Raw genomic sequence first — 13,645 nt, forward strand, 5'->3', positions numbered from 1 at the left:
ATAAACATCGCGGGGTGGAGCAGTTGGTAGCTCGTCGGGCTCATAACCCGAAGGTCGCAGGTTCAAGTCCTGTCCCCGCAACCAAAAGGTCCAGTGGTGTAGCGGTTAACATGCCTGCCTGTCACGCAGGAGATCGCGGGTTCGATTCCCGTCTGGACCGCCATTTAAATAATAAATAAAAGTCCTGCTAGCTCAGTTGGTAGAGCATCTGACTTTTAATCAGAGGGTCAGAGGTTCGAGTCCTCTGCAGGACACCATTTTAAAGCGCCCATAGCTCAATTGGATAGAGCGTTTGACTACGGATCAAAAGGTTAGGGGTTCGACTCCTCTTGGGCGCGCCATAAAAAGTGTTAAGAGGCCCGTTGGTGAAGCGGTTTAACACACATGCCTTTCACGCATGCATACACGGGTTCGAATCCCGTACGGGTCACCATTAAAAATAAAAGTGGAGGATTAGCTCAGCTGGGAGAGCATCTGCCTTACAAGCAGAGGGTCGGCGGTTCGAGCCCGTCATCCTCCACCATATAAGAATGGGCTATAGCCAAGCGGTAAGGCAACGGACTTTGACTCCGTCATGCGCTGGTTCGAATCCAGCTAGCCCAGCCAATGATGTCCTGCTAGCTCAGTTGGTAGAGCATCTGACTTTTAATCAGAGGGTCAGAGGTTCGAGTCCTCTGCAGGACACCATTTTGAAAAAAGGCGCGTGCCTGAAATAATGAAATGCCTGGGTGGCGGAACTGGTAGACGCACAGGACTTAAAATCCTGCGGGTGGTGACACCCGTGCCGGTTCGATTCCGGCCCTAGGCACCAACTTAAAAGCGCCCATAGCTCAATTGGATAGAGCGTTTGACTACGGATCAAAAGGTTAGGGGTTCGACTCCTCTTGGGCGCGCCATAAAAAGTGTTAAAAAGGCCCGTTGGTGAAGCGGTTTAACACACATGCCTTTCACGCATGCATACACGGGTTCGAATCCCGTACGGGTCACCATTAAAAATAAAAGTGGAGGATTAGCTCAGCTGGGAGAGCATCTGCCTTACAAGCAGAGGGTCGGCGGTTCGAGCCCGTCATCCTCCACCATAAAGAGCCGGAATAGCTCAATTGGTAGAGCAACTGACTTGTAATCAGTAGGTTGCGGGTTCAAGTCCTGCTTCCGGCACCATATGGCGATTGTGGCGAAGTGGTTAACGCATCGGATTGTGGCTCCGACATTCGTGGGTTCGATTCCCATCAGTCGCCCCAGTATGCGGGTGTAGTTTAATGGTAGAACTTCAGCCTTCCAAGCTGACTGTGAGAGTTCGATTCTCTTCACCCGCTCCAATATGAATTTTAACATCCTTCGGGGTGTTTTTTTTTTGCATCTATCTTATTCTTTCGCCCTATATGTATCATTAAATTAAGGTTTCTATTTAAATATAGTCAATGAGGGTAAAAAAACTTTCTGAATGCTTATTGAAGACTAGTTTAAAATTAAATACGCCAATTTGAGTGTAAATCGTAATAAAAAGAAAGTAATAGGTTTAGTAGATATATCTAGATTAAATAAGCTTGGTGCGAAAAGTAATTTTTGAACTTTTAAAAAAGGTCCATGTTTTTTATTAAATGTGTGTCATATGTTTTGGTACCCACATGTAAAAGCGGATGACGGAAAGAGGCACATTTATTAAAGAGAAGTGGGGGATAGGTTGGTTTAATAGACAAGAATAGACTTATTAAGCGGTTATCATTACTTCAAATGATGCGCTATTAACTTTAGGTTTCTGAAATGGATAGGTCATATTTCACTTAAGGAGAGTAGAATAGATGAAGGATATTAGAAATTTTCGTTTTAGGATGGTTATAGATTTTTTTTATACGTGGTACTTATTATTTAGAAGGGGAGAAGACGTTATATTATTGAAGTGAACGGTTATAAGGTTTTCCAATCGAGGATAACGTGAGAAGACTATTAATGATTGATTATCTGTTAAGGATACTTGTTCAATAGCATGGATACGATATTTACGCTTAATGAATCCCATTTAAATAAAACTCAGGGATCTTGTGAAATCAGATTATAGACTTTTTATGCTCAACTTATTTATCACGTGAAACATTCCATTGAGGCTTTAATAGGAAAGGAAGGTTGGATAGAGTAAAAGAGACTGAAAAAATAAAAAAAACAAAAAAACTTTTTGACATAGGGTTTGAATCGTGATAAAATAAAAAAGTCGAAAAGGCCCGTTGGTGAAGCGGTTTAACACACATGCCTTTCACGCATGCATACACGGGTTCGAATCCCGTACGGGTCACCATTAAAAATAAAAGTGGAGGATTAGCTCAGCTGGGAGAGCATCTGCCTTACAAGCAGAGGGTCGGCGGTTCGAGCCCGTCATCCTCCACCATAAAGAGCCGGAATAGCTCAATTGGTAGAGCAACTGACTTGTAATCAGTAGGTTGCGGGTTCAAGTCCTGCTTCCGGCACCATATAACAAAAGAATACGGTGGGGTAGCGAAGTGGCTAAACGCGGCGGACTGTAAATCCGCTCTCTGAGAGTTCGGCGGTTCGAATCCGTCCCCCACCACCACTTAAGAATGGGCTATAGCCAAGCGGTAAGGCAACGGACTTTGACTCCGTCATGCGCTGGTTCGAATCCAGCTAGCCCAGCCAATGATGTCCTGCTAGCTCAGTTGGTAGAGCATCTGACTTTTAATCAGAGGGTCAGAGGTTCGAGTCCTCTGCAGGACACCATTTTGAAAAAAGGCGCGTGCCTGAAATAATGAAATGCCTGGGTGGCGGAACTGGTAGACGCACAGGACTTAAAATCCTGCGGGTGGTGACACCCGTGCCGGTTCGATTCCGGCCCTAGGCACCAAAAAGGTCCAGTAATGATAGCAAGAAGGTTACACCTGTTCCCATACCGAACACAGAAGTTAAGCTTCTTAGCGCCGATTGTAGTACGAAAGTGCGAGAGTAGGACGTTGCTGGGCAATAAAAAAAGCCTCAATAGCTCAGTTGGTTAGAGCACTTGACTGTTAATCAAGGGGTCCTAGGTTCGAGTCCTAGTTGGGGCGCCATAAAATATTATCTTTTAGAAAGATTATATTTGAAAAATTAATATAAAATGAAGGCGGAGTAGCTCAACTGGCTAGAGCGTACGGTTCATACCCGTGAGGTTGGGGGTTCGAGTCCCTCCTCCGCTACCAAAATAAATATGGAAAAATGGAGGAATACCCAAGTCCGGCTGAAGGGATCGGTCTTGAAAACCGACAGGGCGTGAAAGCGTCGCGGGGGTTCGAATCCCTCTTCCTCCGCCATATTAAAATAAATAAACATCGCGGGGTGGAGCAGTTGGTAGCTCGTCGGGCTCATAACCCGAAGGTCGCAGGTTCAAGTCCTGTCCCCGCAACCAAAAGGTCCAGTGGTGTAGCGGTTAACATGCCTGCCTGTCACGCAGGAGATCGCGGGTTCGATTCCCGTCTGGACCGCCATTTAAATAAAAGGCTTGGTAGCTCAGTCGGTAGAGCAAAGGACTGAAAATCCTTGTGTCGGCGGTTCGATTCCGTCCCAAGCCACCATTTAAGAATGGGCTATAGCCAAGCGGTAAGGCAACGGACTTTGACTCCGTCATGCGCTGGTTCGAATCCAGCTAGCCCAGCCAATGATGTCCTGCTAGCTCAGTTGGTAGAGCATCTGACTTTTAATCAGAGGGTCAGAGGTTCGAGTCCTCTGCAGGACACCATTTTGAAAAAAGGCGCGTGCCTGAAATGATGAAATGCCTGGGTGGCGGAACTGGTAGACGCACAGGACTTAAAATCCTGCGGGTGGTGACACCCGTGCCGGTTCGATTCCGGCCCTAGGCACCAAAAAAGGTCCAGTAATGATAGCAAGAAGGTCACACCTGTTCCCATACCGAACACAGAAGTTAAGCTTCTTAGCGCCGATGGTAGTACGAAAGTGCGAGAGTAGGACGTTGCTGGGCAACAAAAAAGCCTCAATAGCTCAGTTGGTTAGAGCACTTGACTGTTAATCAAGGGGTCCTAGGTTCGAGTCCTAGTTGGGGCGCCATAAAAAGCCGGAATAGCTCAATTGGTAGAGCAACTGACTTGTAATCAGTAGGTTGCGGGTTCAAGTCCTGCTTCCGGCACCATATTTAAATAATAGGGGTGTAGTTTAACGGTAGAACAGCGGTCTCCAAAACCGTTAGTGTGGGTTCGATTCCTGTCACCCCTGCCATGGCGATTGTGGCGAAGTGGTTAACGCATCGGATTGTGGCTCCGACATTCGTGGGTTCGATTCCCATCAGTCGCCCCAGTATGCGGGTGTAGTTTAATGGTAGAACTTCAGCCTTCCAAGCTGACTGTGAGAGTTCGATTCTCTTCACCCGCTCCAATATGATTTTAACATCCTTCGGGGTGTTTTTTTTATTAAAAATCATATATAATAGTTGAACTGCCAGTGATATTGATTCAGGGAGGTTTATTATGAAAGTGATTATAATCGGTGGTGTTGCTGCTGGGATGAGCGCGGCTGCAAAGTTAAAACGTGCGAATAAGGAAGCCGACGTTGTTGTGTATGAAAAATCTAAGCATGTTTCGTTTGGGGCTTGCGGATTACCTTATTTTGTTGGAAACTTTTTTGAGGATTCAAATAAGATGATTGCTCGAACAGCAGAACAGTTTAATGCTTCAGGTATTTCGGTTAATACAGAACATGAGGTTTTGTCTATTAATACGATGAATCAAACGGTATCGGTTAAAAATTTATTAACTGAAGAGATCTTTACAGATCATTATGATCAATTGATGATTGCAACAGGTGCGAGCGCTATTATTCCTCCGATAAAAAATGTTCATGTAGGGAATGTTTTCACCTTAAAAAGTATGGAAGATGGTCTAGCTTTAAAAAATATGATGGCTAATGAGGCTTTAAAACGTATTGCGATTGTTGGGGCAGGATTTATTGGTTTAGAGGTTGTTGAGGCAGCTAAGCAATACGGGAAAGAGATACACGTATTTCAATTAAATGACCGCGTACTTGTTGATACATTTGATAAGGAAGTTACAGATATTTTAGAAGAAGAATTAAGACAGCAAGGCGTTCACTTACACTTGAATAATACGGTTACTGAGTTAATCGGCGACACTCAGGTGCAAAAAGTTGTGTCAACTGATGGAATATTTGATATTGATTTAGTTGTTTTAACAACGGGTGTTCGTCCTAATACAACCTTTTTAAAGGATAGTGGCCTTGAGATGACGGCAAATGGGGCAATTATTATTGATGAGGAAGGGCGTACTTCAGTACAGGGCATTTATGCCGCAGGAGATTGTGCAACTATTTCTCATCGTTTAAAGAAGGATCCTGCATATATTCCTTTAGCAACTGGTGCTAATAAGATGGGACGTATTATTGGTGAAAATTTAGCTGGGGCTCATAAGAAGTTTAACGGATCTTTGGCCTCTGCTTGTTTGAAGGTCTTAAGTTTAGAGGCGGGACGCACAGGATTATCTGAAAAAGAAGTGCAAGATTTAGGAATTGATTATCGCTCTGTCTTTATTACTGATATGAACCAAACCTCATACTATCCTGGACAATCTAAAATATCTGTTAAGTTAATTTATGATGCTCATACGAAAGTTATTTTAGGGGGACAGGTTGTTGGACGCAAAGATGCTGTTCAACGTGTTAATGTTTTGGCAACGGCTATTGTTGCACGTTTAACGACAGACCAATTGGCAATGTTAGATTTATGCTATGCACCACCATTTTCAAGAACTTGGGATGTTTTAAATATAGCAGGAAGTGTTGCAAAGTAAAGTTTTGAATGAAAGAACTTATGTCAAACATGAAAACTGTTTAAGACATAAGTTCTTTTTTTGTGTCAAATAGAAAAAAAGTCAATATAATAACTAGTAAAGGAGGGATTATTATGAATGAAAATGATAGTGCTCCTATTAACTGTGATGAATGTCATCATGATCAGGAATTCAGTAAAGAAGTATTAAAAGAGGCGGGAGTTACAACGGGTTATTTATCAAAGGAAACTCCACCTATAGACCATCCGATGCATCGCCGATTACATTTTTTGATGTTTTTAATTTTAATCTTCTTTTTCTTAATTGTGGTTCTAATCGGAGGCAGTCGTCTTTCTTTAACAGGGGAGGAAAAATCAAATACGGAATTGGTAGAAATTCCAATTATTTTAGGGGATGTCTAGTGTTTATAGACATCTTTTGTTTATTTTGTCGGAATATGTAATCCTATAATAGGACGGAGATTGTTAGTTTATGTGATATAATGAAAAAAAGTGTGAATTAAGGGAGTGAAGGGTTTGAACAAGAAGGTAAAGCAGTTATTTGAGTATTTATTAGCACTCCGTCATTTAACGAATCAACCGATTCGTGAGATTAAAATGTATGAAAAAACATGGATGTTAGAAGAGTTGCCTGTTGGTGAAGGATGCTTTCTAGGAGGAGCTGGTGTTGATTCTCGGGCCTATCTAGAGGTGCACCAACAAGTTTTTAAAAATGATTATCCTTCTTTTGACGATAAAATAGGACAGGTATTATCGTTATTAAAATTTGATTACACTAAAGATGGAAGTTCTGTTTGTGAGGTTAATGAACTTAATATAATTATGATGCAGCAACTTAATCAATTAGAAGAAAAGGCAAAAAAAATTGATTTAAACTTTGTAAATTTAACAGATTGGGAACGTTTATTGCTAGATTTTTTTGCGCCGACAATTGAAAAAAATGAGCTTTTTTTACGCCTTGAGGGAGCGGAGTCGACGATGAGACAGTTGCTAATTGATTATGAGGCTTGGATTAGTAAATGGAGTCAATGGTCACTTGTTCAGAAGAAAAAACGTCAGGTACAAAAGCTTTATGATTACTTTTTTCAATTAAGACAAATGATGAAATCAGAGGAGCATTCCTTTGAAATAATGATGGGAATTGGGATGTTAACTTATCAGTTAAAGCAACCGATTCATCACCCGATGCTTGTAATGAGGCTAGAACTTGATTTTGATGCTGAAAATGGTGTCGCTAAATTATTGCCAGGTACCCGCGGTTATCAACTGGATTTAGAAGTTTTAGCAGGGGTTGAGTTTTCTAACCAACAGGAGATTATGCAATTAAAGGAAAGTATTTTGGATCAGTTTATTTCTCCCTTTGATTCGGAGACAACGGAGGGAATTTTGAGGCAATTGGTTCATTATATGCATCCAAGTGGTGCTTATTTGTCAGCTGATGAAGCGCCATTGGTAAGTAAGTTTCCGATGATTAGGCAACAGAGCATGATAGTTGTAAGAAAGCGGTCAGAGGTGTTGCTCAAGGAAGATTTACAGTCAACGATTGAGTATATCAGTGAGGGCGGGATGATTCCAAAGCCGCTTCAAGCGATTATCGATGTAGATGGATTGAAGCAGACTGATTCTGAGGCGCGGGAGTGGAAGAAAACGTGTGAGCAATTATTATTTCCCTTACCTGCGAATGAGGAGCAAAAGGATGTGGCAAGAAGGCTCGCTAATAATATTGCCTTGACTGTACAGGGACCACCGGGTACGGGGAAAAGCCATACGATTGTTAATTTAATTTCTCATTTGTTAGCGCATGGAAAACGTGTGTTAGTAACGAGTGAAAAGGATAAGGCGCTTCGTGTTCTTCTTGAAAAGTTACCGGAGGAAATTCAACCTTTATGCGTGTCTTTTTTAGGGGGAGATCGGCAATCATTAGCCCAAATTGAACAATCTATACGAACAATTTCTGATGGATTAGCTACCTATGATACCAAATTATTGGAAAAAGAGATTCAAGTTTTAAGTCGCCAATTAGACATGGTTCGTCGTCAAATGAGTTTGACTAAAGGTAATCTGGTTCGTTTTAAAGAGTTAGATGCTAAAGGTCAGATGTGGAAGGATAAGCTCTGTCAACCGTATGAATTTGCCCAAATGGTTGCGGCTCACTACGAACGTTTAGGCTGGATTAAGGATAAGGTTGACATGGAGGCGCCCGTCCCTTTAAGTGAGGACCAGTTTATCACTTTATGGGAATTAAAGGGATCATTGCCTAAGCATCATCAAGACGTGGCCCATCTCAAGTTACCCGCCCTCAATCGTTTAATGAGTCTAGAGGAGTATCGTAAACTATTAAACGAGGAAAGGGGATATTTGACACGGATTGAAGAGCTAAAACTCATGCCGAAGCTGTACGAACTTGAAGAAAATCGAACATTTATTGAAGCATTGAGTCAGCAACTCGAACCACTGTGTCAAAAGATTGATAAATTAAGGGATCCGCTAGAACAAAGGATTTTAGAAGAATGTTTACTCAATGAGGAACGTTCACTTATTTGGGAGACCGTTTTTAATCGATTAAAGGATATTATGAATCGGTTAAATGAGATTGAGGTGCTTTTAGTTAGTGATATTATTGAGTGTAATTATTATGATCATCCTAAATATGATCAAATGATGACGTCATTGAAGGAAAGACTTCAGTCAGGTAAAGGAATTGGCGGCCTTTATTTAACATTTAATTCAGATGTTCGTGCTTTTTATGAGAATACGCGCATTAATGGACATAAAATTTCAACCTTAGATGAATTAAACCGGATAGAGGCTTGGCGACAAAAAAGTGAGTTATTACTCAAATTCTCGAAAATATGGAATAAAAATATGGCCCCAAATGGCGGTGATTATATCGAGGGGAATGAAACCCAGGTCCTTTTCGCGCATAATCAAAAAATGAAACAGTTTGGGATTATTATGGAATGTCTAGCGGAAATTAAGCAATTAAATGCTTTTTTAAGCCCTATTATTTCGGGATATAAGGATATTGGTTATGATAATTTATCTGATTTAAAGGCGCTTTCCTACTCTATTGAACTGACCAAAAATAAAATGAGACAAAAGGGATGGCAGGATGTGTATCAAGTATTATTAAATAAATATAAGCCACTTTTAATCGGTGAACAGATTCACTCGATTGGTCAGGAAATTTATGATGCACTTGTTAATAAAGATTTGGCCTTATTTTCGGAGAAAATTGCAACGATTCAATTTTTGAATCAGATGAAAGAACAATACCAACACTTTTATGAGTTGTTGAATGTATTAAAAGGGACAATGCCTCTTTTTGCAACGGAAATTACGATGAAAATAGGGGTGAAAGAACCGCTACCTGGAACCCTTCAAGAAATGATTGATTATGCTAAATTGGTTACCTTTTTAGACTCACTAGAGGATTGGAAAAGCGGTGAGTTAGAAACAAAACTTAGGATGCTTGAAAAAGAGGAAACATCCCTTATAAAGCAATTAATTTTTAAGATGACGTGGAATAATCTTTTAAATCGGGTTACCCTAGAGGAAGATCGTGCTCTGCAAACATGGATGCAAGTCATGAATCGTATTGGAAAGGGAACGGGGCGCCAAGCTCAAAAGTTTAGGAGAGAGGCAAGGCTTGAAATGGAAAAGTGTCAAAGTGCAATTCCGGTTTGGATCATGCCCGCTAAGGAGGCCATTGAAAACTTCAAGGTGAATCCGGAGTTATTTGATGTCGTAATTATTGATGAAAGTAGCCAATGTAATGTGTTGAGCTTACCGCTATTAATGCGTGGGAAGCGTGTGGTTATTGTCGGAGACGATCAACAGATTAGTCCCGTGATGCCTGGAATTTCGGATGCCTCAGTTAAAAGTTTAATGGATCGTTATTTATATAATATTGAAAATGGCAATACATATGATTTGAAAACATCACTTTATGATATTGCATGTCGAGTTTTTTCAAGTAAAGGGAAGTTGATGTTAAAGGAACATTTTCGTTGTGTTCCTGAAATCATAGGTTTTTCAAATAAGCTCGCCTATTTTAATGAGATGATTCCATTAAAGTTACCTGAGTTATCAGAGCGGATCGGGCAACCTGTCATGTCTATTTACGTTGAGAATGGTGCGCGTGATGAGCGAAAGACGAATCTTAACGAGGCCATCCGTATTGTTGAAGATATTAAGTCTTGTGTTGAAAATAAGAATTATGAAGGTAAGAGTATCGGGGTTATTTCGTTATTAGGAGGGGAACAGGCTAAGTTAATTCAGCGGTTACTGTTAGACGCAATTGGCGAGAAGGTAATGGTTGAACGTCAAATTATTTGTGGTGATGCTTATTCATTTCAGGGGGATGAGCGTGACGTGATGTTTTTATCGCTTGTTATCGCACCCAATATGAGATATAACGCATTAAATAAGAAAATGTATACGCAACGATTCAATGTTGCGGCAAGTCGAGCCCGTTCTCAAATGCGACTGTATCATTCGGTAACATTGAGCCAGTTGTCATCTGAGGATTTAAGATATGAATTATTAGCGTATTGTCAGCATCCGAAACCTATGTATGAATTAGTGAGTCGCGAGTGCGAGACGATGTTAGAGTGTGATGTGAAAAAGGCGTTAGAGTCTTACGGTTATGCTGTTAAATCTAAAGTATCTATTGGAAAATATCAGATGGACCTTGTGATTGAGAGTGGACGTTACAGATTAGCGATCGAGTGTGATGGCGATACGTTCTATGGCGTTGAAAAGATTGAACAGGAGATGGAACGTCAACGTGTTCTTGAAAGAGCCGGATGGACATTTATACACCTTCGCGGAAGTGTTTTTTATCGCAATCAGGAAAAGGCGTTACAACCTATTTTAGATCAAATTGAAAAACTAGATCGGGGGTTAATAACTTAGGGGCTATTTCCCCTAAGTTATTTAAAAGAAAATTTAAAGAAAAAATAGCAGTTTCAGGGTTGATTTTTACCTCAAATTTGGTATAATAAAAATGTAAGTGAATGGCGGGTATGGCGGAATTGGCAGACGCGCTAGATTTAGGCTCTAGTACCCTCGGTGTGCAGGTTCGACTCCTGTTACCCGCACCAATTTATATCATGAAAGGTGTCCTCAGGGACGCCTTTTTTGCGTTTTCATATTCACGGAAATAGCTTTAAATTGAAGATCTCTAAGCGGTTCAATCATAACCATAGAAATCGAGGATAACTTAGAGGTCGTATTGTCTATTTTTGTTTTAAAATAGAAAAAAGAAAAAATCAAATTTTCTTGATGAGGCGAGTATAATTCAATATAGATTGTAGAAAAGGAAAGTTGTGAAAGAAATGAATAGACGCCTAGAAGAGAAAAAAGAACAGGTTGCATTAAAGATTTCTTTAGGAGCGGGTATTTTATTTGTACTAGTTGAGCTCTTAGTCGCTATTTTATCAAAGTCTCAGGCTGTTTTAATGGATTCGGTTTATGATACGTCGGAGCTTGTTATGATTTTATTTTCATTAAAATTAGTTCCGCTTCTTTATAAACCAGTGAGTGAAAAACAGCCGTATGGTTATTCTCAAGTTGAGTCATTATTTATTGCGATTAAGGGATTTGTTCTTGTTTCGGTAACCGTTGCATTAATCGTAAATAATGTTCAGATTATGTTTCACGGCGGACGAGATGTTCAATTTTTACCGATTGCCTACTTTGAGTTATTTGCGACGGTTCTTGGAGGAGCCGTGATGTTAATTTTAAGAAGGATGAATCGTTTGGCGAATTCGCCAATTTTAAGAACAGAAATTATGGAGTGGACGATTGATGCGGTGGCTAGTTTTGGAATGGCCCTTGCTTTTTTCTTGCCAGCGTTAATTCATCATCCATGGCTTGAGCGCATGCTTCCCTATTTAGATCAGGTGATTGCCATTTTTTTATCATTTTTTGTATTACCCCTACCTATCCGTGCCGTTGTAACAGCTATGAGAGATATTTTCTTAATGGCCCCGGAAGAGGAAACAATGAGGATTATCAAGGAAAAATGTGAACCTATTTTAACGTATTATGGATTAGAAGAAGCAACCTATGATGTAGTTCGTACGGGAAGAAAAGTGTGGATTTCAATTTATATTTTACCGATGGATGAATTTATATCTGTTACACTCTATTCAAAAGTCCAAGATTTGTTGGAGGTTTCATTGGCGGAAGAGTTCAACGATTTTTATATTGAGTTCTTGCCAGATATTTTATAAATGAACCCGATCATTCATCTCGTCTATTTAGGAGGGGAGTCTTATCAAACCCATAGGAACGACACGCATAGTGGTGTGGCTTCTATGGGTTTGATTTTTATGATTTAAGCGGGAAAAACGTAGTTTTTAGGTATCTGAATAAGATGCAAATGGCAATTTTGTATATATAGACGGAGAAAACTGTATTTTTTTGTTTTAATGCATATAGTTAATAGTAGGCTAAATCTGATGTGAAAAGGGGGAGTTTACGTGAAAAAGAAAATCTGTATTTTATCGATTGATGGGGGAGGAATCCGCGGAATCATTCCTGCAAAAATTTTAGTAAGATTGGAGAAGTTGTTGCAGGAGTACAGTCGAAATCCTCAAGCAAGAATTAGTGATTATTTCGATTTAATCGCGGGAACAAGTACAGGGAGTATTTTAACAGGGCTCTATTTATGCCCAAGTGATAGTGAGAGGAAGATGGCCAAATATACAGCCCAGCAAGCGTTAGATTTATATTTAAATGAAGGGGCCAAATTATTTCAACGTTCTTGGAAAACAAAGTTTTTTGACTACTTTGGCCTGCTAAATCCGTTATATAAAGAGAACCGGTTAGAAGACATCCTTACCGAATATATAGGTGATTTAAAGCTATCAGAGCTATTAAAACCGTGTTTAATCCCGAGTTATGATATTGAAAGCGGGAAGGCGGTATTTTTCAATCAAGTAACAGCTATTAAAGATAAGAGCCGTGATTTACTTGTTAAAGATGTTATTCGGGCCTCAACAGCTGCCCCAACTTATTTTCCGGTTAAAAATGTCTTAAATCCTGTCCATCATCATTCACACACGTTTATAGATGGGGGATTGGTTGCGAATAACCCAACATTATGTGCGTATATTGAGGCGTGTAAATTTGAAGGATATTCCGATACAGATGATATTATGATTCTATCTCTTGGGACAGGGGCAAGGGATCAAACTTATCAGTATCAGCATTCTAAAAGATGGGGAAAAGTCGGTTGGATTGTTCCGCTAATTCATATTTATGGCTCAGTAGGGTCACAAACGGTCGATCATCAATTGGTACAACTTTATCAACGCCATCATATTCGAAGTCAATATGTTCGAATTGAACCGAATTTAGGAAGTTTTGGAGTGAGCCATGCCATGGATGATGTAAGTATAAAAAATATCTTGGCGCTAGAGGCAGTAGGAGAGCGGATGGTTGAAGAGTATGATGAACAATTGAAAAGTTTTGTCCGTCAACTTTGTCTGAATCACGACTTAAAAGTCTCAAAATAATCAATGGTAAAGAAGAGTTGGGGGCTAGTTTTACAACACCTTCTTCTTTTTATAGGTAGTCAAACACCTCAAAAAAGGGGCACTTTTAAAAGGAATGAAGAAGAGATAGGGTCTAGTACCTTCATCGTAGACAAAAAAATAAAAGCGACACTATCAATGATGATAGAATCGCTTTTGGGTCTACTACGGAGGTACTTTTTCTTATGCAAGCCAACAAGATTAATCGCCACTTTACTTATTCCAAGGAATTAAAACTTCATGCCGTTAAACTTTATTTGTGAACAATTGAAAATCCAAGATCCAAAGCGTATTTATGTTTGGG

The 13,645-nt window shown here is 40.1% G+C and carries 5 protein-coding genes, 37 tRNA genes and 2 rRNA genes; all 44 read left to right on the forward strand.

Annotated elements, in window-relative coordinates:
- The first annotated feature begins 8 nt into the window (after positions 1-8).
- The 44 genes from VXM77_RS03845 to VXM77_RS04060 all read left to right on the forward strand — a co-directional run bounded on the left by VXM77_RS03845 (position 9) and on the right by VXM77_RS04060 (position 13,323).
- Positions 9-84: transfer RNA gene (locus VXM77_RS03845), tRNA-Met, on the forward strand.
- A gap of 3 nt (positions 85-87) precedes the next feature.
- Positions 88-163 (forward strand) — tRNA-Asp (locus tag VXM77_RS03850).
- Positions 164-181: 18 nt separating this feature from the next.
- Positions 182-257 (forward strand) — tRNA-Lys (locus VXM77_RS03855).
- A 7-nt stretch (positions 258-264) separates the two neighbouring features.
- Positions 265-341 (forward strand) — tRNA-Arg (locus VXM77_RS03860).
- Positions 342-356: 15 nt separating this feature from the next.
- Positions 357-433: transfer RNA gene (locus VXM77_RS03865), tRNA-Glu, on the forward strand.
- 14 nt (positions 434-447) lie between these two features.
- Positions 448-523 (forward strand) — tRNA-Val (locus VXM77_RS03870).
- 8 nt (positions 524-531) lie between these two features.
- Positions 532-606 (forward strand) — tRNA-Gln (locus VXM77_RS03875).
- Between the two features lie 5 nt (positions 607-611).
- A tRNA-Lys gene (locus VXM77_RS03880) sits at positions 612-687 on the forward strand.
- Positions 688-722: 35 nt separating this feature from the next.
- A tRNA-Leu gene (locus tag VXM77_RS03885) sits at positions 723-811 on the forward strand.
- Between the two features lie 8 nt (positions 812-819).
- Positions 820-896, forward strand: a tRNA-Arg gene (locus VXM77_RS03890).
- Between the two features lie 16 nt (positions 897-912).
- Positions 913-989: transfer RNA gene (locus VXM77_RS03895), tRNA-Glu, on the forward strand.
- Positions 990-1,003: 14 nt separating this feature from the next.
- Positions 1,004-1,079, forward strand: a tRNA-Val gene (locus tag VXM77_RS03900).
- Between the two features lie 6 nt (positions 1,080-1,085).
- Positions 1,086-1,161: transfer RNA gene (locus tag VXM77_RS03905), tRNA-Thr, on the forward strand.
- 4 nt (positions 1,162-1,165) lie between these two features.
- A tRNA-His gene (locus VXM77_RS03910) sits at positions 1,166-1,241 on the forward strand.
- A gap of 4 nt (positions 1,242-1,245) precedes the next feature.
- A tRNA-Gly gene (locus VXM77_RS03915) sits at positions 1,246-1,319 on the forward strand.
- 897 nt (positions 1,320-2,216) lie between these two features.
- Positions 2,217-2,293, forward strand: a tRNA-Glu gene (locus VXM77_RS03920).
- A gap of 14 nt (positions 2,294-2,307) precedes the next feature.
- Positions 2,308-2,383: transfer RNA gene (locus VXM77_RS03925), tRNA-Val, on the forward strand.
- 6 nt (positions 2,384-2,389) lie between these two features.
- A tRNA-Thr gene (locus tag VXM77_RS03930) sits at positions 2,390-2,465 on the forward strand.
- Positions 2,466-2,481: 16 nt separating this feature from the next.
- Positions 2,482-2,566 (forward strand) — tRNA-Tyr (locus VXM77_RS03935).
- 8 nt (positions 2,567-2,574) lie between these two features.
- Positions 2,575-2,649: transfer RNA gene (locus VXM77_RS03940), tRNA-Gln, on the forward strand.
- A gap of 5 nt (positions 2,650-2,654) precedes the next feature.
- Positions 2,655-2,730, forward strand: a tRNA-Lys gene (locus VXM77_RS03945).
- Between the two features lie 35 nt (positions 2,731-2,765).
- Positions 2,766-2,854 (forward strand) — tRNA-Leu (locus tag VXM77_RS03950).
- Positions 2,855-2,860: 6 nt separating this feature from the next.
- Positions 2,861-2,969: ribosomal RNA gene (rrf, locus tag VXM77_RS03955) — 5S ribosomal RNA — on the forward strand.
- Positions 2,970-2,979: 10 nt separating this feature from the next.
- Positions 2,980-3,056: transfer RNA gene (locus VXM77_RS03960), tRNA-Asn, on the forward strand.
- A gap of 52 nt (positions 3,057-3,108) precedes the next feature.
- Positions 3,109-3,185, forward strand: a tRNA-Met gene (locus VXM77_RS03965).
- Between the two features lie 18 nt (positions 3,186-3,203).
- Positions 3,204-3,296 (forward strand) — tRNA-Ser (locus VXM77_RS03970).
- 19 nt (positions 3,297-3,315) lie between these two features.
- A tRNA-Met gene (locus VXM77_RS03975) sits at positions 3,316-3,391 on the forward strand.
- 3 nt (positions 3,392-3,394) lie between these two features.
- Positions 3,395-3,470, forward strand: a tRNA-Asp gene (locus VXM77_RS03980).
- 11 nt (positions 3,471-3,481) lie between these two features.
- A tRNA-Phe gene (locus VXM77_RS03985) sits at positions 3,482-3,557 on the forward strand.
- A gap of 8 nt (positions 3,558-3,565) precedes the next feature.
- A tRNA-Gln gene (locus VXM77_RS03990) sits at positions 3,566-3,640 on the forward strand.
- A 5-nt stretch (positions 3,641-3,645) separates the two neighbouring features.
- A tRNA-Lys gene (locus tag VXM77_RS03995) sits at positions 3,646-3,721 on the forward strand.
- Positions 3,722-3,756: 35 nt separating this feature from the next.
- Positions 3,757-3,845: transfer RNA gene (locus VXM77_RS04000), tRNA-Leu, on the forward strand.
- 7 nt (positions 3,846-3,852) lie between these two features.
- A 5S ribosomal RNA gene (gene rrf / locus VXM77_RS04005) occupies positions 3,853-3,961 on the forward strand.
- Between the two features lie 9 nt (positions 3,962-3,970).
- Positions 3,971-4,047: transfer RNA gene (locus VXM77_RS04010), tRNA-Asn, on the forward strand.
- Positions 4,048-4,053: 6 nt separating this feature from the next.
- Positions 4,054-4,129 (forward strand) — tRNA-Thr (locus VXM77_RS04015).
- A 12-nt stretch (positions 4,130-4,141) separates the two neighbouring features.
- Positions 4,142-4,215: transfer RNA gene (locus VXM77_RS04020), tRNA-Trp, on the forward strand.
- A 2-nt stretch (positions 4,216-4,217) separates the two neighbouring features.
- A tRNA-His gene (locus tag VXM77_RS04025) sits at positions 4,218-4,293 on the forward strand.
- Between the two features lie 4 nt (positions 4,294-4,297).
- A tRNA-Gly gene (locus VXM77_RS04030) sits at positions 4,298-4,371 on the forward strand.
- Positions 4,372-4,463: 92 nt separating this feature from the next.
- Positions 4,464-5,798 carry a CoA-disulfide reductase gene (locus tag VXM77_RS04035; protein ID WP_338507201.1) on the forward strand — a complete coding sequence of 445 codons (1,335 nt, stop codon included), beginning with the start codon at positions 4,464-4,466 and terminating at the stop codon, positions 5,796-5,798.
- Between the two features lie 113 nt (positions 5,799-5,911).
- The gene (locus VXM77_RS04040) at positions 5,912-6,199 is read left to right on the forward strand and encodes a hypothetical protein (protein ID WP_338507203.1); all 288 of its coding nucleotides are present in this window, start codon (positions 5,912-5,914) and stop codon (positions 6,197-6,199) included.
- 114 nt (positions 6,200-6,313) lie between these two features.
- Positions 6,314-10,714, forward strand: coding sequence for an AAA domain-containing protein (locus VXM77_RS04045; protein ID WP_338507205.1), 4,401 nt, complete (start codon positions 6,314-6,316; stop codon positions 10,712-10,714).
- A gap of 104 nt (positions 10,715-10,818) precedes the next feature.
- Positions 10,819-10,902, forward strand: a tRNA-Leu gene (locus tag VXM77_RS04050).
- Between the two features lie 234 nt (positions 10,903-11,136).
- Complete coding sequence (locus VXM77_RS04055) at positions 11,137-12,036, forward strand: cation transporter (protein ID WP_338507207.1); 900 nt, start codon at positions 11,137-11,139, stop codon at positions 12,034-12,036.
- A gap of 249 nt (positions 12,037-12,285) precedes the next feature.
- On the forward strand, positions 12,286-13,323 hold the full coding sequence (locus VXM77_RS04060; RefSeq protein ID WP_338507209.1) for a patatin-like phospholipase family protein: 1,038 nt from the start codon (positions 12,286-12,288) through the stop codon (positions 13,321-13,323).
- The last annotated feature ends 322 nt before the right edge of the window (positions 13,324-13,645 follow it).

It is taken from the genome of Turicibacter sp. KK003 (genome assembly GCF_037014675.1).
Classification (GTDB): Bacteria; Bacillota_I; Bacilli_A; order MOL361; family Turicibacteraceae; genus Turicibacter; species Turicibacter faecis.

Coding starts and splice junctions, on each gene's coding strand:
- VXM77_RS04035 (WP_338507201.1), top strand. CDS start 4,464: ATGAAAGTGATTATAATCGGTGGTGTTGCTGCTGGGATGAGCGCGGCT.
- VXM77_RS04040 (WP_338507203.1), top strand. CDS start 5,912: ATGAATGAAAATGATAGTGCTCCTATTAACTGTGATGAATGTCATCAT.
- VXM77_RS04055 (WP_338507207.1), top strand. CDS start 11,137: ATGAATAGACGCCTAGAAGAGAAAAAAGAACAGGTTGCATTAAAGATT.